The sequence below is a fragment of the Pedobacter chinensis genome, assembly GCF_003339865.1.
GTDB lineage: Bacteria > Bacteroidota > Bacteroidia > Sphingobacteriales > Sphingobacteriaceae > Pedobacter > Pedobacter chinensis.
Window position 1 is genome coordinate 133,737 of record NZ_QPKV01000010.1, and the last position, 23,856, is coordinate 157,592.

The 23,856-nt window shown below is 36.9% G+C and carries 23 protein-coding genes; 20 read left to right on the forward strand and 3 right to left on the reverse strand.

Annotation, left to right across the window (positions count from 1 at the left end; translation table 11 throughout):
* Positions 1–8: 8 nt before the first annotated feature.
* From DU508_RS20100 to DU508_RS20110, 3 genes are all read left to right on the forward strand, one after another.
* Positions 9–1,262 carry a pyridoxal phosphate-dependent aminotransferase gene (locus DU508_RS20100; protein WP_115404558.1) on the forward strand — a complete coding sequence of 418 codons (1,254 nt, stop codon included), beginning with the start codon at positions 9–11 and terminating at the stop codon, positions 1,260–1,262.
* A 322-nt stretch (positions 1,263–1,584) separates the two neighbouring features.
* Positions 1,585–1,791 carry a DUF2683 family protein gene (locus DU508_RS20105; RefSeq protein WP_115404559.1) on the forward strand — a complete coding sequence of 69 codons (207 nt, stop codon included), beginning with the start codon at positions 1,585–1,587 and terminating at the stop codon, positions 1,789–1,791.
* Positions 1,791–2,081: a type II toxin-antitoxin system RelE/ParE family toxin gene (locus DU508_RS20110; RefSeq protein ID WP_115404560.1), complete on the forward strand. Its 291-nt coding sequence runs from the start codon at positions 1,791–1,793 to the stop codon at positions 2,079–2,081. Before DU508_RS20105 ends, DU508_RS20110 begins: the two co-directional genes overlap by 1 nt.
* Before the next feature lie 69 nt (positions 2,082–2,150).
* Here the strand turns inward: DU508_RS20110 and DU508_RS20115 are convergent, their stop codons facing one another.
* Positions 2,151–3,575: an RtcB family protein gene (locus tag DU508_RS20115; protein ID WP_115404561.1), complete on the reverse strand. Its 1,425-nt coding sequence runs from the start codon at positions 3,573–3,575 to the stop codon at positions 2,151–2,153.
* Positions 3,576–3,636: 61 nt separating this feature from the next.
* Positions 3,637–4,734 (reverse strand): slipin family protein, encoded by a 1,098-nt coding sequence (locus DU508_RS20120; protein ID WP_115404562.1) that lies wholly within the window; start codon positions 4,732–4,734, stop codon positions 3,637–3,639.
* Between the two features lie 1,016 nt (positions 4,735–5,750).
* Here DU508_RS20120 and DU508_RS20125 point away from each other — a divergent pair.
* Complete coding sequence (locus DU508_RS20125; RefSeq protein WP_115404563.1) at positions 5,751–6,773, forward strand: helix-turn-helix transcriptional regulator; 1,023 nt, start codon at positions 5,751–5,753, stop codon at positions 6,771–6,773.
* A 30-nt stretch (positions 6,774–6,803) separates the two neighbouring features.
* Here the strand turns inward: DU508_RS20125 and rsmA are convergent, their stop codons facing one another.
* Positions 6,804–7,583, reverse strand: coding sequence for a 16S rRNA (adenine(1518)-N(6)/adenine(1519)-N(6))-dimethyltransferase RsmA (gene rsmA, locus DU508_RS20130; RefSeq protein WP_115404564.1), 780 nt, complete (start codon positions 7,581–7,583; stop codon positions 6,804–6,806).
* Positions 7,584–7,737: 154 nt separating this feature from the next.
* Between rsmA and pdxA the strand changes: the two genes are divergently transcribed.
* The 16 genes from pdxA (at position 7,738) to DU508_RS20210 (ending at position 23,837) form a co-directional block, all read left to right on the forward strand.
* Positions 7,738–8,817, forward strand: a complete 1,080-nt coding sequence (pdxA, locus tag DU508_RS20135) for a 4-hydroxythreonine-4-phosphate dehydrogenase PdxA (RefSeq protein WP_115404565.1) — start codon at positions 7,738–7,740, stop codon at positions 8,815–8,817.
* 309 nt (positions 8,818–9,126) lie between these two features.
* Entirely contained in the window at positions 9,127–9,969 is an 843-nt protein-coding gene (locus DU508_RS20140; protein WP_115404607.1) for a sulfurtransferase, read from the forward strand.
* Between the two features lie 255 nt (positions 9,970–10,224).
* Positions 10,225–10,755 (forward strand): YceD family protein, encoded by a 531-nt coding sequence (locus DU508_RS20145; RefSeq protein ID WP_115404566.1) that lies wholly within the window; start codon positions 10,225–10,227, stop codon positions 10,753–10,755.
* 15 nt (positions 10,756–10,770) lie between these two features.
* The gene (gene rpmF / locus DU508_RS20150; protein ID WP_025143959.1) at positions 10,771–10,962 is read left to right on the forward strand and encodes a 50S ribosomal protein L32; all 192 of its coding nucleotides are present in this window, start codon (positions 10,771–10,773) and stop codon (positions 10,960–10,962) included.
* A 100-nt stretch (positions 10,963–11,062) separates the two neighbouring features.
* The gene (gene plsX / locus DU508_RS20155) at positions 11,063–12,001 is read left to right on the forward strand and encodes a phosphate acyltransferase PlsX (protein ID WP_115404567.1); all 939 of its coding nucleotides are present in this window, start codon (positions 11,063–11,065) and stop codon (positions 11,999–12,001) included.
* Positions 12,002–12,019: 18 nt separating this feature from the next.
* Positions 12,020–13,018, forward strand: a complete 999-nt coding sequence (locus DU508_RS20160) for a beta-ketoacyl-ACP synthase III (RefSeq protein WP_115404568.1) — start codon at positions 12,020–12,022, stop codon at positions 13,016–13,018.
* 119 nt (positions 13,019–13,137) lie between these two features.
* The gene (gene accB / locus DU508_RS20165; protein WP_115404569.1) at positions 13,138–13,614 is read left to right on the forward strand and encodes an acetyl-CoA carboxylase biotin carboxyl carrier protein; all 477 of its coding nucleotides are present in this window, start codon (positions 13,138–13,140) and stop codon (positions 13,612–13,614) included.
* Between the two features lie 108 nt (positions 13,615–13,722).
* Positions 13,723–15,066 carry an acetyl-CoA carboxylase biotin carboxylase subunit gene (gene accC / locus DU508_RS20170; RefSeq protein ID WP_115404570.1) on the forward strand — a complete coding sequence of 448 codons (1,344 nt, stop codon included), beginning with the start codon at positions 13,723–13,725 and terminating at the stop codon, positions 15,064–15,066.
* 169 nt (positions 15,067–15,235) lie between these two features.
* Positions 15,236–16,450, forward strand: coding sequence for an LVIVD repeat-containing protein (locus DU508_RS20175; protein WP_115404571.1), 1,215 nt, complete (start codon positions 15,236–15,238; stop codon positions 16,448–16,450).
* Between the two features lie 184 nt (positions 16,451–16,634).
* On the forward strand, positions 16,635–17,516 hold the full coding sequence (gene tatC / locus DU508_RS20180; protein ID WP_115404572.1) for a twin-arginine translocase subunit TatC: 882 nt from the start codon (positions 16,635–16,637) through the stop codon (positions 17,514–17,516).
* Positions 17,517–17,561: 45 nt separating this feature from the next.
* On the forward strand, positions 17,562–17,999 hold the full coding sequence (gene rpiB / locus DU508_RS20185) for a ribose 5-phosphate isomerase B (protein ID WP_115404573.1): 438 nt from the start codon (positions 17,562–17,564) through the stop codon (positions 17,997–17,999).
* Positions 18,000–18,032: 33 nt separating this feature from the next.
* The gene (locus DU508_RS20190; protein ID WP_115404574.1) at positions 18,033–19,670 is read left to right on the forward strand and encodes a M28 family peptidase; all 1,638 of its coding nucleotides are present in this window, start codon (positions 18,033–18,035) and stop codon (positions 19,668–19,670) included.
* 89 nt (positions 19,671–19,759) lie between these two features.
* Positions 19,760–21,148, forward strand: coding sequence for a LutB/LldF family L-lactate oxidation iron-sulfur protein (locus DU508_RS20195; protein ID WP_115404575.1), 1,389 nt, complete (start codon positions 19,760–19,762; stop codon positions 21,146–21,148).
* 102 nt (positions 21,149–21,250) lie between these two features.
* On the forward strand, positions 21,251–21,469 hold the full coding sequence (locus DU508_RS20200) for a hypothetical protein (protein ID WP_115404576.1): 219 nt from the start codon (positions 21,251–21,253) through the stop codon (positions 21,467–21,469).
* Entirely contained in the window at positions 21,451–21,840 is a 390-nt protein-coding gene (locus DU508_RS20205) for a type II toxin-antitoxin system VapC family toxin (RefSeq protein WP_115404577.1), read from the forward strand. Before DU508_RS20200 ends, DU508_RS20205 begins: the two co-directional genes overlap by 19 nt.
* Before the next feature lie 20 nt (positions 21,841–21,860).
* Entirely contained in the window at positions 21,861–23,837 is a 1,977-nt protein-coding gene (locus tag DU508_RS20210; RefSeq protein WP_115404578.1) for an alpha-ketoacid dehydrogenase subunit alpha/beta, read from the forward strand.
* The last annotated feature ends 19 nt before the right edge of the window (positions 23,838–23,856 follow it).

Below are 23,856 nucleotides of genomic sequence, written 5' to 3' on the forward strand. Positions count from 1 at the left end.
ATACAAGTATGAAAGTTTCAGTACTAGCCAGTTCATTAATTGGTTCAGAAATTATAAAAATTGGTAACGAGGTTAACGAAATGAAACGCAAAGGCGCATCAATCGCTAACTTAACCATCGGTGATTTCGACGCGAACATCTATCCAATCCCAACAGAATTAAAAGCAGGAATTGTAGATGCTTACAACGCTAATCAAACCAATTATCCGCCTGCAGATGGTGTTTTACCACTTAGGGAAACCGTTTCTGAATTATTGAAAGATAGATTCGGTTTGGAATACAGCACCAATAGCATCTTGGTTTCTGGCGGTTCCCGCCCATTAATTTATGCTACCTATTTAGCGTTAATTGATCCGGGCGATACCGTTGTTTTTCCTGCACCATCCTGGAATAACAATCACTATTGCCATTTAACTTCTGCAAAAGCTATCGCTGTTGAAACCGATGCAGCGCATAATTTCATGCCAACAGCTGCTCAGTTAAAGCCACATTTAAAAGGTGCAACTTTACTGGCCTTGTGCTCGCCATTGAATCCAACAGGAACCATGTTCGATGCTGACTCTTTAACGGAAATCTGCGATGTGATTTTGGAGGAAAATGCTTCGCGCAGTGCGGATGAAAAACCACTGTATTTAATGTATGACCAGATTTATTCACTTCTAACTTTCGGTAAGGAACACGTAAATCCGGTTTCATTACGTCCGGCGATGCGTGAGTTTACCGTTTTTGTAGATGGCAGCTCGAAGTGCCTGGCTGCAACTGGAGTGCGTGTAGGCTGGGGTTTTGGTCCTGAAGATATTATAACCAGAATGAAAGCTTTGGTTGGCCACATGGGTGCATGGGCACCGAAAGCCGAGCAGGTTGCCATGTCTAATTACTTTAATGATAAAGCTCAGGTTGATGCTTTCTTAACCCGTTTTAAAGGTCAAATCCAGGATAGTTTAAATGCTTTGTACAACGGCTTCAACGAGTTGAAAAGCGAAGGTTTTAATGTTGATGCGGTTGAGCCAATGGGCGCCATTTACTTAACCATTAAAATCGATTACATCGGTAAAACTACCGAAGATGGTCAGCTTTTAAAAGATAGTGCAGATGTGAATTTCTATTTAATTAAAGAAGCTGGAGCAGCATTAGTGCCATTCTCCGCTTTCGGAAACGAACATAGCATGCCTTGGTTCAGGGCATCGGTTGGTGCTTGCACGTTGCAGGATATAAAAGCTCTTTTGCCGAGAATTAAAACTGCTTTGAGCAAGTTGAAATAATTAATATTTTTTTGATTAATATTTTTCTTGGAAAGCAATTGCATTGATAATCGGTTATTTCAGTCCTGCTTTCACTACAATCTTTTTGTTAATGTCATCCTAAACCTGTTGAAAAAATAGAACAAAAAGTATTTACGTTTAATCAGGTTTATTTAACTTAAGGTTGTGCAGCTAGGTCACTGCAAAACGCATAAAACCCTCTTCAAAAATTAATTTGAAGAGGGTTTTATTTTTAATTTAATTATTCTAAACCCTTACAATATTTTAGACATTATTATTTAATAATCCATAAATTTGTATATTAGTTTAAAATCAAATCAATATGGAAACTTACCTTGTACATCCCGATAAAATGCAAGAAAAAGCATTAAGGGCATTTCTTGAGGCTTTAGAAGTTCCTTATGAAATAAAAAAAAATAGTTCTTTACCAGCACACGTTGTATCAGGAATAAAAAAAGGGCAAGATGACATCAAAGCAGGCAGAAGCTATTCTTTAGAAGAATTTAAAGAAAAAATTTCAACTATTTGATGAGCTTGCCTGTAATAATATCAGAAACAGCATATACAACTTTTGAATTGATTTGTACCCAAATACAAGAGCGACTGGGAGATAAAGCGCTAAATGATTTTAAAAAGAATACAATCAAAACTTTAGAGCTAATTAGTAATTCGCCTTTTCTTTATAAAGAAACCGAATTTGACCCTAATATCCGACAAGGATTAATAAAAAAACTATCTTCTGTCTTTTATGAGGTTAAAGCTGATAAAATAGAAGTTCTTTTCTTTTGGGATAACAGACAAGAACCAATGTTTTTCTAGCTAATTATAGTTTACATATAAAATCCCCTCTACAAAATTAATTCTGAAAGGATAATAAATTTATGCATTCTAATCCTCCCGACTTCCATCATCGGCCATTCGAACCATTTTCGGTTCAAACTTAGCTATAACATCAACCAATTCAGTTTGAGCAGCCATTACTTTATTAATATCTTTATAAGCCATTGGCGCTTCATCTAAACCAGCGCCGATCAGGGTCACGTTGTGGTCTTTCAAAATGGCTTTCATTTCTGAACGTGTAATGCTTTGAATGGCTTTAGTACGGCTCATTTGTCGGCCTGCACCATGTGATGCCGAATTGATTGCACTTGTTTCTCCTTTTCCTCTGACCAAGAATCCTGGAGCAGTCATACTTCCTGGTATAATCCCCATCACACCTTTTCCTGCAGGTGTTGCACCTTTACGATGAACAATTACCTCTTCGCCATTAAGCATTTCTTTCCAGGCAAAGTTATGATGGTTTTCTACTTTGGCTAAAACCTTTGCACCAATCGCTTTGGTTAATCGTTTATGAATAACCTCATGGCAAGCAGAAGCATAATCGCCAGCTAAATTCATGGCAATCCAGTATTCCTGTCCTTCAGCAGAGTTTAAATCCAGATAGGCCAAATTCAAAGCCTCTTTCGGGAGCTTACAAATCTCTTTCGCCAGTTTGGTATAATGCCCTGCAATGGTAGCGCCAAATCCGCGTGAACCTGAATGTGTTAACAAAGCCACGTAACGGCCTTTATCAATATTTAAAATTTCATCCCGCGTTGCGAAATCTATAATTCCCCACTCTACAAAATGATTTCCACCGCCTGAAGTACCCAATTGCGCCCAGGCTTTTCCATGTAAGCTTTTAAGGAAAGGTGTTGAATTGAAAGCGTCGTTTTCTAAAACCTCATGATCTGCCTTTTCACTCCCTTTAAAATTTTGACCAGCACCAAACTTGGTAAAAGCAATTAATTCGCGTTTGTACATTGCATCTTTTCCAAAGTAGTGTTTCTCCGGAATGTCGAAAATACTTAAGGCCATTCGACAACCAATATCAACACCAACACCATAAGGAATAATCGCATTTCTAGTCGCTAAAACACCACCAATAGGTAACCCATAACCCTGATGCGCGTCTGGCATTAAAGCTCCTGCCACCGAAACCGGCAATTTCATGGCAATATCCATTTGGTTTCTGGCACCCTCTTCAATATAATCGGCTCCAAAAGTGATGTAAGCTTTAGCGTTTTCCTTCAACTTGATTGTGCCGTCAGATTTTGGATTGGCGTCATTTATTAAAGCTGCTGCCAATGTGCTTAACACTTCATCGTCCAAAAAACTTTCTGGATAATCTTTTACCTTCTTAAATAAAGCCAATAGCTCTTTTTCTTCAATATCTGCGAAATGATCTTTCAGGATATCCAATGCCAGGCCTAATATCTTTCCTTCCGAATAACCTATTTCTATCAGATCTTTTCCTGTAATGTTGTTTTTCATTTTACTTTAACTTATCCTCGGCAGGCATCATGCACCTAGCCGAGGGGTTTCTAAATTTAATTTATTTTACGAAGATTTGTTTCAATTGATCTACAATTTGTCCGCTGCCCGATAAGCTGATGTTATTGATTTTTTCTGCAATTTTCTCAACATATTCCATCTCTTTTAATTTATACAACATGCTGTTGTCTTCCATTAATTTGGCAGTGTTCAACAAACTTCTGGTCGATGCTGTTTCCTCTCTCCGTGTAATAATATTGGCTTGAGCTCTTTTTTCGGCAACCAAAACCTGATTCATAATTTCCTTAACATCTCCTGGTAAAACAATATCTTTAACACCACAGTTCATTAATTTTACACCCAGGTTTTCAACTTTATCCAAGGTTAAACTCATTACCATTTCAGTAATTTTTTCTTTGCTTTCCATCAACTCATCAAAAGTCATTAAACCAATACTCTCTCTTAATGCCAATTGCATGGTGATGTACAATTGTTTCTCAAATTCCTTATTCTCCAATAATGCTTTGATAATATCGTTAACTTTGTATTGAATACTAAAGTTTACCCGCAATTGTGCTTTATCTTTTGTTAAAATTTCTTGTCCGATAATCTCCATGTTTAATTGTCTTATATCGGTTTTTAAAACTTGAATTGTCGTACTGTTTTTCCAATAAACATAGGTTCCGGCATCTAATAAATTTTCAAACCTACCGTTGGTAAATAATAAAGCTTTTTCGAAAGATTCTACTTTGTAAGCTCGGATGAAGTTTAATAATGGTGCTTTCTCCAACAAGTTTTTATCAATCGTTTCATCAATGAAGATGTTGCTGGTATCAACCTTAATGAAGTTATATTCCGACAAACCTTTCCAGATGGCATGTCTGCCAGCAGTTAAAACGTTCTTGAAGTTGTTGTTTTGATAAACCAAAACCAACTCATTATCCGCAACATTTACTAAGTGAATTAAATTCACAAAATCTTCGTTTTCCAACAAAATATCCAGTTCGGCAACGGTATAAAAATACTCCTTGCTCATGTCGTATAAAGCCACATTATCGCCAAAACCTAACCAATAAGTTCCTGCTGTTAAAACTCTTTTTAATTTTCCTTTTTTAAACACCAATCCAACATAATTGGTGTTAATGGTTACTCTTTTCATGTTTTTTGATGTTAAAATTTATTTCTGTTATTTTTCTTTTTAAAAACGTTGTGGAAGAACATTTATCCGTTCTTTGCGGAAGTAAAAGCTTATTAAGCCATGTTTAAAAATGAAATCAGATTTGTCTAATCAGGTTTAAACACTTTAAAGTATTTGCCCTTTCGAGTTCACTCATTTGATTTTTAATTTTCTCTTTGTTTACTAATACTTGCTGAGCAAAGCACAAATTCGCTTTTTGGGTTTCGAAAAATCCTTAAGCCAAATGCTGTTTCACAACGCTGGTTTTTGAGAAATTTGAAGTATCTCTTCTTTTTAGATGGAAACTAAATCCATTGCATTACCATTTTGCTATTCCAAGTGATGGTTGGAAGCAGGATTCGAACCTGCATGATTTGGTTGTTATTCTACCCCTGAATTATTCCGGTCTTGATCGGAAGTGGGATTCGAACCCACGACACACAACTTGTTTAGACACTCTATCATAATTTCTATCAGAATATTCAATGCAACTGCATGAATACTTTGGGGCTATTCTGAAACCCACAACTTTGGATAGTCATTATTTTAGTACTGCCATCCCTTTCGGGATTTCTTTATAATGATTTTTTGATAATTCCAGAATTATACTGTCGTTTAGGGTTATCGTTACCCTGAAGTTATTTAAGGGTCTTTAAGGCTATTAAGATGCTGAAACAAGTTCAACACGACAATGAGCTTAAATGAACAACGAATAGGTTATTCCAAAATAATCTTGTTATTGTTTCTCAAAGAACTTTATCGACTGGCGACATTACAAAGATGCCACCCGTACTACGCGACAGATTTGCGTAGCAAAAATTAATTATCTAGGTAATGGCTAATTAGTTGATTTTTAATTCAATAAAATTTGTTTTGCTTAGGCTTTAATCAGTTTTGGTTTCAATTGTGCAATTGTATTGCGTAGATGTAAAAGACTTTTATATCTTTAAACTAAGCTAAATCAACAGAATTTTAGCAGAAAACTAAACTCACTGAGAATGGCTGTAAATAAATTGGCACTTATCCGATACAAAACCATTGATGATTGCCTGAAAAATCGATTTCGCAAATGGACGCTGGAAGATATTATCGAAAAGGTTTCAGCAACACTTTATGAGCTGGAGGGAATTACTTCTGGCGTAAGTAAAAGAACCATCCAGGCCGATATTCAATTGATGCGAAGCGATAAGCTAGGCTACAATGCACCAATTGTAGTAAAAGATAAACGCTTTTATGCTTATGATGATCCAAATTTTAGTATTACAAGAGTACCAATCAATAATGCTGATGTAGATAAAATGAAAGAAATTGTGGGTGTACTTAAACAGTTTAATGCCTTTAATTATTTTGATGAGATGAGCGATATGATTGCTCGTTTAGAGAATAACCTTTACAAATCGACTAAGCAAAGCGGTAATAAGATTCAGTTGGAAAGCAATAAATTAGTTAAGGGTTTAGAATGTATTCCATCGTTATATCAGGCGGTCTTAAATAAACGGTCACTGTTAATTGAATATAAATCTTTCAAAGCACAGCAAGCTCAGCAGGGGATTTACTATCCATATTTATTAAAGGAATACAGAAACCGATGGTTTTTAATTTGCAAGGCAAAAAAACGCCCCGGGATTTTAAACCTGGCTTTAGATCGGATTGTAGAATTTCAAGAACTGCCAAATGAAGCGTTTGTGGGCTATCAGGGCATAGATTTTGAGCGGTATTATGATGATTTAATTGGTGTAACAAAAAATGAAAGAGACCGGGCACAAAAAGTGATTCTGGAATTTACTAACGACCATGCTCCTTACATAGTGACCAAGCCTTTACATCAATCGCAGATAATATTGAACAAAAACGAGAAAACAACAACCTTTAGAATAGATGTGGTTTTAAACTATGAACTGGAACGTGAAATTTTGGGTTTTGGAGAATGCGTTAAAGTGCTTTCACCAAGATTATTGATCTCAAAGATTAAAAAGCGATTAGAACAAACCTTCAGTCAGTATGAAGTGAAGGAAGTGTAGAATCATCCTTAAACTAAGCAGGAGAAACGCTTACATCAACGAACTAACATGTTGCGTAAGTGCTACAAAATCTTCAACGGTTAACTGCTCTGCTCTTTTCTCAAAATAAATATGGTTGTCCATTTTATCTTTTGGCATAACGGCAGATAAGGCGTTTCTCAATGTTTTTCTTCGCTGGTTAAAGCCTGCTTTAACCACACGCCAGAATAATTTTTCATCACAATCCAATGCCTCTACTTCGTTTCTGGTCAATCGAATAACTGCAGAATGCACCTTTGGCGGCGGATTAAATGTTCCGGGTTTAACAGTAAAAAGGTATTCAATTTTATAATAGGCCTGAAGAAAAACGCTCAAGATTCCGTATTCCTTATTTCCTGATGGAGCAGCGCACCGTTGAGCCACTTCTTTTTGAAACATTCCCACCATTTCTACAACTTTATTGCGGTTATCTAAAATCTTAAATAAAATTTGAGATGAAATGTTGTAAGGAAAATTACCAATAATCGCGAATTGATGAGGGAAAATCGAATCAAAATCAAGCTTCAAAAAGTCGCCGTTAATTAAACGATCACCTAATTGCGGGTATTTTTCATTAAGAAAATGAAACGACTCCGTGTCAATATCAATCAGATAAGTTTGTAAATCGTCCCTTTGCAGTAAAAAATCAGAAAGAATTCCCATTCCAGGCCCAACTTCCAATACCTGATTGTATTTATCGGTGTTAACCAAACTTTCTACAATACGATTGGCAATGCCTTTATCAGTTAAAAAATGTTGACCTAAATGTTTTTTCGCTTTTACTAAACTCATACCCCAACCCCTAAAGGGGCTTTTAAAAAATAAAATTATTAGCAAAGATAGGCTTATTATTCCTTTGCATATAACTTAGTGTTCTTTGCGGTTTCATTTTTTTTAAAGTGTTTAAACGAAAATCAGTAATTTGCACAAAAATTTTCCGGTAATTATGAGCAATAAACTTAAAATTGGCATTAGTATAGGCGACGTGAATGGAATAGGTTTAGAGGTAATCATCAAAACATTATCCAATCCTGCTATTTTAAATTATTGCACTCCAATTGTTTATGGCCATACAAAAGTTTCATCTTTCCACAGAAAAGCTAATAATCTTGGCGATTTTAGCTTTAATGTAATTAGCCATGCCAATCAGGCACAGTTAAAAAGAGCAAATATGATCAATTGCTGGGAGGAAGATGTGAAAATCGAACTTGGTCAAATAACTGCAACCGGCGGGAAATATGCGCTTTTATCGTTAGAAAGAGCAACAGCCGATTTAGTGAGCGGCGATATTGATGCTTTGGTCACTGCTCCAATCAATAAGCACAATATCCAATCAGAAACTTTTGCTTTCCCGGGGCATACTGAATATTTGCAGGAAAAAAGTGGAAGCAAAGATGTATTGATGTTCTTGATCAGCGAGAATTTACGCGTTGGAGTAGTTACTGGCCATATTCCGGTTAAAGATGTTCCTGGCGCCATCACTAAAGATAAAATTGTAAATAAATTAAAACTGATCAACGATAGCCTAAAAAAAGATTTTTGGATCGAGAAACCAAAAATTGCCGTTTTGGGCTTAAATCCTCACGCCAGCGATAATGGTTTACTGGGTACAGAAGAGGCAGAAATTATTACACCTGCCATTCAGGAAGCCTATGATAAAGGCATTATATGTTTTGGCCCTTATCCTGCTGATGGTTTCTTTGGGAATGGTAGCTACAAACAGTTCGATGCTGTTTTAGCCATGTACCACGATCAGGGTTTAATTCCTTTCAAAACCCTGGCCTTCCATAATGGGGTAAATTATACTGCAGGCTTGAATTTTGTTCGTACCTCTCCCGATCATGGCACAGGTTACGATATTGCAGGTAAGGATCTGGCCGATTCCACTTCATTCACAGAAGCATTGTTCTCGGCTATTCACATTGTGAAAAACCGTAGAGAACAAGAGGAAATGCTGAGCAACCAATTGCGTACTGGTGGAAAAGTTGTGGAAACACAGTTCGATATTAAGGATGACGCTTCATAAGGTAAAAGGTTGAGGGAATTAAGGCTGAAAGTAAAAGCTTGAGTGCCCAAAGATTTTTTAGGTGATTAATTATTTGTAAAGCAGGTTCTGCATTTCATCGGTTCTGAAAGCCCTGCTATTCGTTGCAATATTTTTTAATTTCTACTATTCCACCCATTTATCGTACTTGCGTTAAGGAAAGATGTGGCAATCTTTCTGCTTTGGTGCAACAAAAAATATTTCCACTTCTATCAGGTTTATTTTAGTTAAAATTGTACTATCAACTTAATTTTAAATTAAGACTTTAGTGTATTAAAAATGATAAATCCCATGTCAAAATTACGCCCAATTATAAAACCAGAAGATTTAACCTGGTTAAACCAGGATGATGAAATTGTTATTGTAGATGCCAGTGCTGGCTCAAAAGCCCGGTACGATGAACAACATTTAGCGGGAGCGCTTTTCGTTGATGTAAACGAAGATTTAGCGAATGTTGGAGATTTTGCTGCAGGTGGACGACATCCATTGCCAACTTTCAATCAATTTGCTGATGTTTTACAGAAACTGGGCATTACAAAAAATAGCCATGTTATTGTTTACGATGATAAAAATGGCAGCAATGCTGCGGCCAGGCTTTGGTGGATGCTGAGAGCAATTGAGCATGACAAAGTTCAGGTTATTGATGGTGGATTTCAAGCGGCCATAAAAGCGGGCTTCCCAACAACGAACAAAGTTGAAATTCCAAAATCTGTTGATAAATATGAAATCAAAGCCTGGAATTTACCTTTATCAAATATTGATGAAGTAGAAAAAATAGCAAAAACAGATGATCACATTGTGGTTGATGTTCGCGATGCAAATCGTTTTGCAGGTTTAACGGAGCCAATAGATACGATTGCCGGTCATATACCCGGCGCTATCAATATACCTTTTACCGAAAACCTGGATGAAAATGGTTCATTTTTAGCACCTGAAATTTTAAAAGAAAAATATACTCAGGCCTTCGCTTCCATTGAACCGGATAATATTATTATTCATTGCGGTTCAGGCATTACAGCTTGTCATACACTTTTAGCTATGGATTATGCAGGATTACCGGTTCCTAAACTTTATGTTGGCTCCTGGAGCGAGTGGAGCAGAAATAACAAGGAAATGGTTTTGGCAATTAATTAACGAAATCGTTCTCGATTGTAATGAGGATGCAAGAGAAACATTTTATTGTGAAAATTCATTATCATTTAAGTAATACCGTATAACGATATAAAAGCAGAACTTTAGAACCGAAAAGCAATGGAAACTGGTTTTCAAAAAAATAGGATTCAGACTAACATTCTGAAAACCTGCTCCCCTAACAGCAACAATTTTTAAAAAACATTTTTTATCTAATTATTTTATCCCTACATTTGCAGGCTAAAATTTTACAGTACTTTGAAGCCATTAAAACAATTTTCTATACCGTTTACCGGATTAAAATTGGGAGTTCATCACTTTGATTATGAGCTTGATGATCGTTTTTTTAACGCATTTGAGTATTCATTAATTAAAAGCGGTAAATTAAAAGTAGACCTGGAACTTGAGAAACAAGAGACCATGTTGCTTTTAAGATTTAAAGTTATTGGAACAGTAAATTTAGATTGCGATAAATGTTTATCGGAATTTGCTTATCCGGTAAATCTGTACGAAAGGCAGATTGTAAAATTTGCAGAAGATGAGCTGGAAAGCGATGATGAGGAAATCATTACATTAAGCCGTAAAGATACTGAGATTGATATATCGGCATCTTTATATGAAATAATTAATGTGGCAGTACCTTACATTAAAAACTGCGGGCAAGCAGATAAAGATTGCGATCAGGAAATGATTGATCGTTTAGAACAACTCTCTATCGATAAGCAAGCAGAAGAAAACGAACAAACAAGCGACCCGCGTTGGGAAGCACTAAATAAGTTAAAAAAATAATTAGATTATACACCAATGGCACATCCAAAACGGAAGATCTCGAAACAGAGAAAAAATAAAAGAAGAACGCACTATAAAGCTGTGACTCCTTCTTTGGCAACATGCTCGGCAACAGGTGCTATCCACGTACCTCACCGTGCTTACAACGTTGATGGTAACTTATACTACAACGGCAAACTGGTTATCGAAAATACTCAGATTGGGTAATTTTCTTAAAAAATTGTTTGTGTTTTCAGCGGCTTTAGTCATACCTTAGTCAACTGAAAATTTTAGGATTAAACCTATCTAACACAAACAGATTTTTTCTATGAAAATAGGCCTCGACATAATGGGCGGAGACTATGCTCCCAAAGCAATTGTTTTGGGAGCAATAGCAGCTCATCAATCGCTAAACGCTGGAGAACATTTAGTTCTTATCGGCGATACCGAACAGATTAAACCAATTCTCGCAGAAGAAGGTTTCAATCCGGATCATTTTGAATACGTTCATACTGATGAAGTTATTGGTATGGGCGAACATCCTACCAAAGCAATAGTTCAGAAACCCAATTCGAGCATCGCAGTAGGTTTCAACCTTTTAAAAGAAGGTAAAATCGATTCTTTCGCAAGTGCCGGTAACTCTGGCGCAATGTTGGTTGGCGCTGTCTTTAGCGTTAAAACCATTCCCGGCATTATCCGCCCATGTTTATGTACAATTCTTCCAAAAATTAAGGGCGGCACCGGCTTGCTGTTAGATGTTGGTGCAAATGCAGATTGTAAACCTGATATCTTACTTCAATTTGGCGTTTTAGGGAGTTTATATGCAGAAAACTTATTGCAAATAAATAATCCGAAAGTTGCGTTAATTAATATTGGTGAAGAGGATGAAAAAGGAAATATGCTTAGCATGGCCACTTTCCCTTTGATGAAAGAAACAAACCTATTCAACTTTGTTGGTAATGTTGAGGGGAGAGATTTATTTAACGAAAAAGCTGATGTAATTGTTTGTGATGGTTTTACCGGGAATGTAATGCTTAAATTAGCAGAATCATTTTATGTGCTGACCATTAAAAAGGGATTGAAAGACGAGTTTTTTGATCGCTTTAACTATGAGCAGTACGGAGGTAGTCCGGTTTTAGGCGTTAACGCTCCTGTTGTTATCGGACATGGGATCTCTAGTCCGCTGGCTGTTGAAAATATGATTCTACAATCCAGGGAAATGATTACCACAGGATTGGTAGAAAAAATTAGAATGGCATTTAAATAATTTATTAAAATTTTTAAAATGAGTAAAATTCACGCTGCTATCACAGCAGTAAATGGTTACGTTCCCGACTATGTGTTAACCAATGCAGAGTTAGAAACCATTGTTGACACTTCGGATGAATGGATTACCAGCAGAACGGGGATTAAAGAACGTAGAATTTTAAAAGGAGAAGGTTTAGGCACATCAGACATGGCTGTTCATGCTGTAAATGGTTTGCTTAAAAAAAGAGGTATTGATGCAAAGGAAATCGAATTGATTATTTTTTGCACCACTACACCTGATTTTACCTTTCCTGCCACAGCAAACGTTCTGGCCGATAAAATTGGCGCAACAAATGCCTGGGGTTACGATTTGCAGGCAGCCTGTTCCGGATTTATCTTCGGGCTATCTACAGGAGCATCTTTTGTAGAATCGGGAAGACACAAAAAAGTATTGGTTGTTGGTGGAGATAAAATGTCATCAATCATTAATTACGAAGATCGTACCACTTGCATCATTTTTGGTGATGGCTGTGGTTGTGCTTTATTAGAACCGAACGAAGAAGGCTTAGGCGTTCAGGACTCCATTTTAAGAACTGATGGTTCAGGAAGAGATTTCCTGGGAATGAAAGCCGGAGGTTCTGTTAAACCTGCATCACATGAAACGGTTGATGCAAGAGAACATTTCGCCCATCAGGAAGGTCCAACGGTTTTCAAATTTGCTGTTACCAATATGGCTGATGTTGCTGCCGAAATTATGGAACGCAATAGTTTAACAGCTGATGACGTTGCATGGTTAGTGCCTCATCAGGCAAACAAACGCATTATTGATGCTACCGCTAATCGTATGGGTGTTACTACTGATAAGGTAATGATCAACATTGAGCGTTATGGTAATACAACAAACGGAACCATTCCACTGTGTTTATGGGAATGGGAAAGTAAGTTGAAAAAAGGAGACAATATTGTATTGGCCGCTTTTGGTGGTGGTTTTACATGGGGTTCTGTTTACCTTAAATGGGCTTACGATACAAAATAGTCAGAAGTCTCTAGTCTGGAGTTGGAAGTAAAGCCACTCCCGGATAAAAAAATAAAACAAAAAAAGTATAACTTAGTTAAATCATTACACACTATTTTTTACATAACAAGGATTAAAAAATGGATATCAAACAAATACAGGAACTGATTAAATTTGTTTCTCGTTCTGGAGTAAACGAAGTTGCTATTGAGCAAGAAAACTTCAAGATTACGATTAAAACAAACCAGGCACCAACAGTTGTGCATGCTACCGTGCCGCAAGCGCCGCTTGTGCAGGCTGCTGCACCAGTTGCTACAGCTCCTACTGCTCCGGTTGCGGCAACGCCTGCTGTTCCAGCTGCAGAAGATACATCAAAATATATTACCATTAAATCGCCAATGATTGGTACATTCTACCGTTCAGCTAGTCCTGATAAGCCAGTTTTCGTTAACGTGGGTGATGAAATCAGCACAGGTAAAGTGGTATGCATTATTGAAGCAATGAAACTTTTCAATGAAATTGAAAGCGAAGTTTCTGGCCGTATTGTTAAAATATTGGTTGATAATGCATCACCAGTTGAATATGATCAACCATTATTTTTAGTAGAACCTATTTAAAGAATTAACGTCACCTTGAATTTATTTCAGGGTCTTCTTTTTTAAATGGATGCTGAAATGAATTCAGCATGACGATTATTTTAAAACAGAGACGAAACGTAAAAAATTATGTTTAAAAAAATACTGATTGCCAACAGGGGTGAAATCGCTTTGCGCATTATTCGTACCTGTAAGGAAATGGGCATCAAAACGGTTGCTGTTTACTCTACCGCAGATCGCGAAAGTTTACACGTACGTTTTGCTGATGAGGCTGTTTGTATTGGTCCTCCTCCAAGTAAAGATTCTTATTTAAATATTCCAAATATTATATCAGCTGCAGAATTGACTAATGCTGATGCCATACACCCAGGTTATGGTTTCTTATCAGAAAACGCTAAGTTTTCAAACATTTGTCGTGAATACGGCATCAAATTTATTGGTGCAACTCCTGAACAAATCAACGGAATGGGTGATAAAGCCTCTGCAAAAGAAACCATGAAAATTGCTGGTGTGCCCACTATTCCAGGTTCAGAAGGCTTGCTTACCAGCGTTAAGGAGGGTATTGCAATTGCAAATGAAATGGGCTATCCGGTTATCCTGAAAGCAACTGCCGGTGGTGGTGGCCGTGGTATGCGTGTAGTTTGGAAAGATGAAGATTTTGAAAATGCATGGGACAGTGCACGTCAGGAGTCTGGTGCAGCATTTGGTAACGATGGTTTATATTTAGAGAAATATATTGAAGATCCCCGTCACATTGAAATTCAGATTATTGGAGATCAATTTGGCAAGGCGTGCCACTTATCAGAGCGTGATTGTTCAATCCAGCGTCGCCACCAAAAATTAGTGGAAGAATCTCCATCTCCATTTATGACAGATGAACTTCGTGTTAGAATGGGAGAGGCTGCAATTAAAGGCGCAGTTGCGGTAAATTACGAAGGTGCCGGTACAATTGAGTTTTTGGTTGATAAACACCGCAATTTCTACTTTATGGAAATGAACACACGTATCCAGGTAGAGCATCCGGTTACTGAAGAAGTAATCAACTTCGATTTAATTAAGGAGCAAATCAAAGTTGCTGCAGGAATTCCGATTTCCGGTAAAAATTATTTTCCAGATATGCATGCCATCGAATGCCGTATTAATGCAGAAGATCCGGCTAATAATTTCCGCCCGTCTCCAGGAAGAATCACTAATTTCCACTCTCCAGGTGGACATGGCGTTCGTGTAGATACACATGTTTACGCCGGTTATTCAATTCCTTCAAATTACGATTCAATGATTGCAAAGTTAATTTGCGTGGCACAAACCCGCGAAGAAGCTATTTGTACCATGGAACGAGCTTTAGGCGAATTTGTTATTGAAGGTGTTAAAACAACAATTCCTTTCCACTTACAGTTGATGAAAGATCCTAACTTCAGAGCGGGTAATTTCACAACCAAGTTTATGGAAACATTTGAGTTTACGGAATCATAGTAGAAGAATTCTATTTTTTAAAAGAAGCCAAGTCCTCAAAACTTGGCTTCTTTTGTTTTCTGAGTATTTTATAATGATAGCAGGTTAAAGTAATTGAGTGGAAATTAATATCTTAAAACTTGTAGCGTTTCAGCGATTCACTGCGTTTTTATATAAAAACCACCAAAACATGAAAAAAAATCTATTTAACGGATTGCTTATGGTGTTCGCTATAGCAATATTAACTCAATGCAAAAAAAATAACAGTGAAGAATTTGAGCTTATACAAATAGCTAAAACAATTTCTGTACAAGAAATGAGAGCATTACCAGTTGGGCTTACCAAACCTGTAAAAGCAAAAAAGACTGGGAAAATATACATCTACAACGATCTCCTTTTTATCAACGAGCCCAATAAAGGCATCCATATTTACAATAATGTTAACCCAAATGCACCTGTGAATATTTCGTTCTTGCAGATACCAGGAAATGTAGATCTCGCCGTTCATAACAACATCCTCTATGCAGATAGTTACGTTGATTTACTGGCTTTCGATATTTCAACCATTGCCAATATCAAACAAGTAAAAAGAGTAAATGATGTTTTCAAACAGTTCTATATTGGATCTGGCATTCAACAATACGTACTTACCTATAAGGATACCGTAGTTAAGAAAAATACATATTATAATAAAGATGTAATGTATTATTCCAATGCAAGTACAAGTAGTTCAGGTAGTTCTTCAGGACAAGGCGGTTCAATGGCTAGATTTACTTTATTACACGATTATTTATATACTGTTGGTACCTCTGAACTAAGTTTATTCGATGTGAAAACAGCATCAAATCCAAATTTTGTGAAAGCCATAAACTTAGGCTGGGGTGTTGAAACCATCTTTCCTTACGAAAATAAATTGTTTATCGGTACCAACACAGGCATGCATATTTTTAGCGCTGCAGATGCCGAAAATCCTGTAAAACTATCCACCTACAGCCATATTTTTGCTTGCGATCCTGTAGTTGTACAGGGCAAATATGCTTATGTTACCTTACGCACTGGCAATATGTGCATGCAAGCAAGTAATCAATTAGAAGTTGTAGATATCGAAGACCCAGCAAAGCCGAAACAGATTGCAGTTTTCTCCATGCAAAACCCACATGGTTTAAGCGTAAGCGGCAATAATTTATTCCTCTGCGAAGGTAATTATGGTATAAAAACTTTTAATATTGCCGATAAGAATAAAATAGGAAACAACATGCTGCAGCATTTAAAGAATGTTAAAAGCTTTGATGTTATTGCTGGTCCTAAATCTTTAATTGTAACAGGAGAAGATGGCGTGTATCAGTTCAATTACAGTAATGTTGCGAATTTAAAGCAGGTAAGCGTAATTAAAGTGCAGATTTAACAGGATATAAGTCTGAATGGTAATCTTTTGGTCTTGTATTAAAAACACCTGATAATTTTATGTTTTGCTTTTTATTATAGTTATATTCTATTTTTGCAGCAATTCTCACAATAATATAAACTATTTCTATATTTAACACGTAAATACCATTCTATTCATTTAGAATGGTATTTTTGTTTTCAACATGAGCGACACTAAAAAATCATCACTTAAAAAAGCTATAGGACAGAAGAGTACAACGCTGGAGGCAGAAATGTCTTTCTTTGATCATCTTGATGTTCTCCGTAAACATTTAATCAGAGCTGTAATTGCCATTGCCGTTTTCACAGGTATTGCATTCTACTTTAACGAAGAAATCTTAGATAAGATCATATTTGGGCCCAAAAAACCTGATTTCTGGACTTATAGAATGATGTGTAAGCTTGTGGAACAGTTTCCATCTCTAGGTAAAGACATGTGCATTACCAAAATCAATGGAGAGATTATCAATACCGAAATGGCGGGTCAGTTTAACTTGCAGTTAAATGTTTGTGTAATGTGCGGTATAGTTGCAGGCTTCCCCTATTTGCTTTGGGAAATCTGGCGTTTTATCAAACCTGCATTACATGAAAACGAGCGCAAATCAGCAAGTGGTTTCGTGTTTTTTGCATCGGTGCTTTTTTTGATTGGTATCTTATTTGGATATTTTATAGTTTGTCCACTTTCGGTAAACTTTTTAACGGGTTACACCGTTAGTGAAGAAATCAAAAATACTTTTACTGTTGATTCATACTTATCTTCAGTAGCAACTTTAACATTAGGTACAGGTATTATCTTTGAACTTCCAATTATCATCTTCATTTTATCAAAACTGGGTTTAATGACTCCAAAACTAATGAGGTCGAGCCGAAGATATGCAGTGGTGATTATCTTAATCATTGCAGCAATAGTAACACCAACACCAGATATTATGACCATGCTGATTGTTGCAACACCGTTATTCCTGCTTTATGAATTGAGTATATTTGTTTCGGCCTATATCGAAAAAAAGAAGAAAAAGGCTGAAGCTGCATTCTATGCTAACTAACAAAAACATTACGAATAGATTTTAGAATTCTGTATAAATTTGGACATGCCTGAAACTAGAATAAAAATAGCCATTGGTGGTGATCACGCTGGCTTTGAATATAAAGAAGTACTGAAAAATTTTCTTAAAGACTACGAGGTTAAAGATTTTGGAACTTATTCTTTAGATTCAGTTGATTATCCTGATTTTGCGCATCCAGTAGCATCTGCTGTAGAAAATGGAGAATTTACTTACGGTATTTTACTTTGTGGATCAGCAAATGGCGTAGCGATTACTGCAAACAAACACGGAGGCATTAGAGCGGGTTTGTGCTGGGAAAGTGAAGTTGCATCACTGGTAAGGAAACATAATGATGCAAATGTTTTATGTATCCCAGCCAGATTTGTTTCAGAAGAACTTGCAAAAGAAATAACCACAGTTTTTTTAAATACTGAATTTGAAGGTGGTCGCCATCAAACCAGGGTTGAAAAGATTTCGTGTTAACATATCAAACTAACTAACTAACTTTTATCAATAATGAATAAAAAATTTTTAACTCTTGGTCTGGCTTCCATACTCGGTATTGGTTGCTTTGCCCAAGTTAAGCCTCTTGTTCCGAATAAGGATGCAATACGGTTTAGCAAGGCGATAAATCCTGAGAATGCTTTCAAACATCTTTCCATTTTGGCATCCGATGAATTTGAAGGACGTGAAACCGGTAAAAAAGGAGCCTGGATGGCTGCTGATTACATCCGTGATTATTTTAAATCAATCGGATTAAAAGGACCTGTTAACGGAGGGTATTTCCAAAAAGTTGACCTGGCAAATTATGCTGTTAGCGAAAGCATGTTAACCATAAATGGCCAGCCAAAACAAGCTTATAAAGATTATTTAATCACCAGTAATTCGGTAGGTTTAAATGGTTTTACCTTTAGTGCAGATGAAGTGATTTTTGCAGGTTACGGAATCTCTAAAGATGATTTCAATGAATACGATGGTATAAATGTTGAGGGTAAGGTGGTCATCATTTTTGCAGCAGGAGATCCAACGGCTAAAGCAACTGATCCAACAGATAGGCGTGCTGCCATGATGGCAAGATCTAAAAAAATGGGTTATTTAGCTCAAAACAAAGCTAAAGCGGTTATTTTAATTGATCCTTCTCTTGATAATTTATCTGAAGAGCGTAAGGCAGCTTATGCCAGCGGACAAATTGTGATGAAAAGTGAGGAAGTGGTTGAGCGCATGAAAAAGCAGAATCCCTTCACAGTAATCAGCATCTCAACAGCAACGGCAAATGAAATTTTAAAGGTTGCAAATACTTCTGTAGAAGCTTTTCAAAAGAAGGTTACCGAAACAGCAAAACCAGCATCGCAAACCATAAATGTTGCCGTTTCTGCTAGTGCCATGAAAAAAGAAACAGCAACCCGTGGAGAAAATGTTTTAGGTTTCCTTGAAGGAACTGATCCGGTGTTGAAGAAAGAAGTTTTGGTTTTAACAGGCCACTATGATCATATCGGCATTACCCCTGAGGTTGAAGGCCCGGATAAAATTAACAATGGAGCCGATGATGATGGCTCGGGAACAACAGGTGTTCTGTTGATGGCTAAAGCATTTACTGATGCAAAAAAAGCAGGAAAAGGTTCAAAACGAAGTATTCTGTTTATGACGGTGGTTGGCGAAGAAAAAGGTTTATGGGGTTCAGACTGGTACTCGCAACACCCTGTTTTCCCAGTTGAGAAAACAATTGCAAACTTAAACACAGATATGATTGGCCGAATTGGCGAAAAATATTTAGGAACGCCTGATTCTGCAAATTATATTTATTCAGTTGGTTCGAATATGTTAAGTAGCGATTTGGGTAAATTAAGTGAACAGGTAAATGCCACTTATACCAAAATGAAGCTGGATTATAAATATGATGATCCAAATGATACAGACCGTATTTACTATCGTTCAGATCACTATAACTTTGCGAAGTTAGGTATTCCAATCATTTTCTATTACGATGGAATGTTGGAACAAGATTATCACAGGCCAGGAGATGAAGTTAGTAAAATCAACTTCCCGTTATTAACAAAGAGAGCAAAACTAACCTATTATACCGCCTGGGAGTTGGCAAACAGAGCAAAACGCCCGGTTGTTGATAGAGATGGAAAAGGCAATCCAAAGAAATAACAAAGTCAAAATATTATGCCCCGGTATTTCATCGGGGCTTTTTTATGCACATTACTTTTAGCGGCAATAGAAATTCCTATATTTGAAATATGATGAAAACTGCCGAGGAATTTTTAGAGAAATCTGATGAGAAAGCGTTCGATTTACCGCATCGTAAAACCATAAATTATAATATTGGTAAATATAATGCAGCTGTTGAACGTGGTTTGTCAAAGTTCGAAAATCTCGAAGCATCGAAAAAGAAAGCGCATGTTGTTAAATGGCGGGTAATGGAAAATCTCGATAAATTCTTGCCAGAATTTGAATCGAATTTTCAGCGTCGGGGTGGTAAAGTGATTTGGGCAAATGATGCTGCAGAAGCACAACAGGAAATCCTGAACATCATCAAACGGAATAATGGTAAAACGGTTATCAAATCCAAATCAATGACCACCGAAGAGATTCACTTAAATGAATTTCTGGAAAGTAACCAAATCGAATCTTTGGAAAGTGATTTAGGAGAGTATATCGTTCAGTTACTTGGGCAAGCACCGTATCATATTGTTACTCCAGCCATGCACCTGAGCGCAACAGATATTGCTCAGTTATTTCATGATAAATTCGGAACACCAATTGATGCAACGCCGCCACAACTGGTTCAAAAGGCAAGAGAATTGCTTCGTGATAAATACCTGAATGCTGATATTGGAATTAGTGGAGGAAATTTTTTAATTGCAGATACCGGAAGCATAGCTTTGACTGAAAATGAAGGAAATGCCCGTTTGAGCACTACTTTTCCAAAAATTCATATTGCAATTGTTGGCATTGAAAAGATCATTCCTTCAATAGCCGATCTGGACCTGTTCTGGCCTTTGCTGGCCTCTCATGGAACAGGACAGAACTTAACGGTTTATAACACCATTCTAAGTGGCCCACGCCAACCAAATGAAACCGATGGACCGGAAGAAATGTATGTGATTCTTTTAGATAACGGACGTACTAATCTATTGGCTCAGAAAGATCAGAGACAAGGCTTGTATTGTATTCGTTGCGGTGCATGTTTAAATGCTTGCCCGGTTTATAAAAATATTGGCGGCCATACTTACAATACCACTTATAGCGGACCAATTGGTTCGGTAATTACGCCACATTTAAAGGGTATGGAAGAGTTTAAGCATTTAAGTTACGCTTCAAGCCTTTGCGGGAAATGTTCAGAAGTTTGTCCAGTTAAAATCGATATCCATAAAATGTTGCTGCTTAACCGCAGAGATGCAGCAGCTACACATGAAAATGGTAGAGTAGAGGAAATTGGCTGGGGCATGTTCAACAGGATGATGCAAAAACGTAAATGGATGGACTTTTTTGGAGGGAAATTCAAAAACTTTATGCTCAAAACATTCTTCAAAAAAAGCTGGGGAAAATACCGGGAAATGCCAAAAGTTGCAGACAAATCATTTGCAAAGCAGTGGGAAGAAATGAAGAAGGGTAAGGATTCCTAAGGCCAGAGTCTTTAGTCTTTAATAGACTATAAACTGAAATGTTATTTTAATCAGCCTTTGTATTTTTGTATATTTGATATACTGACTAATAAACATAGAAATATGGATACGATTTTGCTGGAGATCACAAATGAAAAAGCCTATAAACTTATACAAGATTTAGAAGCTTTGGATATTGTTAAAATTTTAGAGAAAAGTATAAAGCCAAAAGAAAGCCTTTCGAAGAGATTTGCAGGTTCTTTAAATCTTACTGATCAACAATATGAGGAATTCCAGCAACATGTTATAGATAGTAGGAACGAATGGGAACGGGATATTTAATCGACACCAACGTTATTATCGGTTACTTAGATGGTAAAATTGAGAATAACGGAATGGTATTTATGCATCCAATTATTGATAATATCCCAAATATATCAGTAATAAACAAGATCGAAATTTTAAGGTTCAATCCAACTAATAGTGATTATAAAACATTACTCGATTTTGTAAAATCAAGCAATGTTTTTAGCTTAACCGAAGATATTGTCGAAATGACAATTTCGATATGTAGGACCAATAAGATAAAACTCCCTGATGCTATAATTGCAGCCACAGCAATAACCAACAACCTTACGTTAATTACAAGAAATACTTCCGATTTAAAAAAAATTGCAAGCCTTGAAGTTCTCAATCCCTGGAATATTTCCTAATTTTCAATCAAAAGTTTACGATGCATTTTAACCGCGGTAATAAAGACGACAAATTCTTATTGAATTTATATCAAAGACTGCTTTATCCTCGTATGGTTGAGGAGAAAATGCTTAAACTGCTTAGGCAGGGCAGAATTGGTAAATGGTTTTCAGGCATTGGGCAAGAAGCAATTGCGGTTGGCAGTACTTTGGCGATGCAAAGCGATGAATATATTTTGCCTATGCATCGCAATCTGGGGGTTTTTACTTCACGTGGTATTCCGTTAAAAAAGCTGATGGCACAATGGCAGGGAAAGGCAACAGGCTTTACCAAAGGCCGCGACCGCTCTTTTCATTTTGGCACACAGGATTATAAAATTGTTGGGATGATTTCTCATCTTGGTCCGCAGATGGCCCTGGCTGATGGAATTGCACTAGCCGATGTTTTGGCTGACAAACAAAAAGCCACTTTAGTTTATACAGGAGAGGGTGCTACCAGTGAAGGTGACTTTCATGAAGCAGTAAATGTTGCCGCGGTTTGGAATTTACCTGTTATTTTCCTGATCGAGAATAATGGCTATGGTTTATCAACACCTAAAAGCGAACAATTTAAATGCAAAAACTTAGTTGATAAAGCGATTGGTTATGGAATAGAAGGGGTTCAGATTGATGGAAATAACATTCTTGAGGTTTATGATACCATTGATAAAATCGCTAAAGATATTCGTCAAAATCCCCGTCCGGTTTTGCTGGAATGCTTAACTTTTAGAATGCGTGGACATGAGGAAGCATCGGGTACAAAGTATGTTCCGCAAGAATTATTTGATGAATGGGAGAAGAAAGATCCGTTGAATAATTATGAATCTTATCTGATAGAACAAGGCGTATTAACATCTGAATTGGCTATTGATATCAAAATTAAAATCAAAAGAGATATTGAACTGGAAGTTGAAGAAGCCTTTGATGAACCTGAACCAGAAGCAGATGCCATGCAAGAAGAACTGGATATGTATTTCCCTTACGAACAGAAAGTAATCGAGTCTCATCAATCTTCTGCCGAAAAAAGATATTTAGATGCGATCACTGATGGGTTGGACTTAGCTATGCAGAAATATCCAAATCTTGTTTTAATGGGACAAGATATAGCTGATTATGGCGGTGCTTTTAAAATTACCGATGGTTTTACTGCTAAATACGGTAAGCAAAGGGTTCGGAATACCCCTATCTGCGAATCGGCAATTGTTGGTGCAGGCCTGGGTTTATCCATTAATGGTTATAAGGCTGTTGTAGAAATGCAGTTTGCAGATTTTGTAACTGTTGGATTTAACCAGATTGTAAATAATTTGGCTAAAACACATTATCGCTGGGGCGAAAAAGCCGATGTTGTTGTGCGTATGCCAACAGGTGCAGGAACAGGAGCAGGGCCTTTCCATTCGCAAAGTAACGAAGCTTGGTTTACCAAAACCCCGGGATTGAAAATTGTTTATCCTGCATTTCCGGAAGATGCCAAAGGGTTATTATTGGCTGCAATTGAAGATCCGAACCCGGTTTTATATTTTGAACATAAATATTTATATAGAAGTTTAACTGCTCCGGTTCCAGATGGATATTACACAACTGAAATAGGCAAGGCAGTTACCGTTGCAAAGGGAAATAAATTCTCCATTATTACTTATGGCCTGGGCGTTCATTGGGCACTGGATTATTTAAAAAACAACCCTGAAAATAAAGCAACAATAATTGATTTAAGAACGCTTCAGCCTTGGGATAAAGAAACAGTAAAATCAGCAGTTAAATCAACAGGAAGGGTTTTGGTTTTACATGAAGATACGCTTACCAATGGCTTTGGCGCCGAAATTTCTGCCTGGATTGGCGAACACTGTTTTCAATATTTAGATGCTCCCGTAATGCGTTGTGCCAGTTTGGATACTGCTATTCCGATGAGCCAAGTGTTGGAAGAAGATTTTTTAGCCAAAGCAAGATTAGCAGAAACGATTGATAAACTATTGAAGTATTAAGTCTGGTTAATTGTTAAAA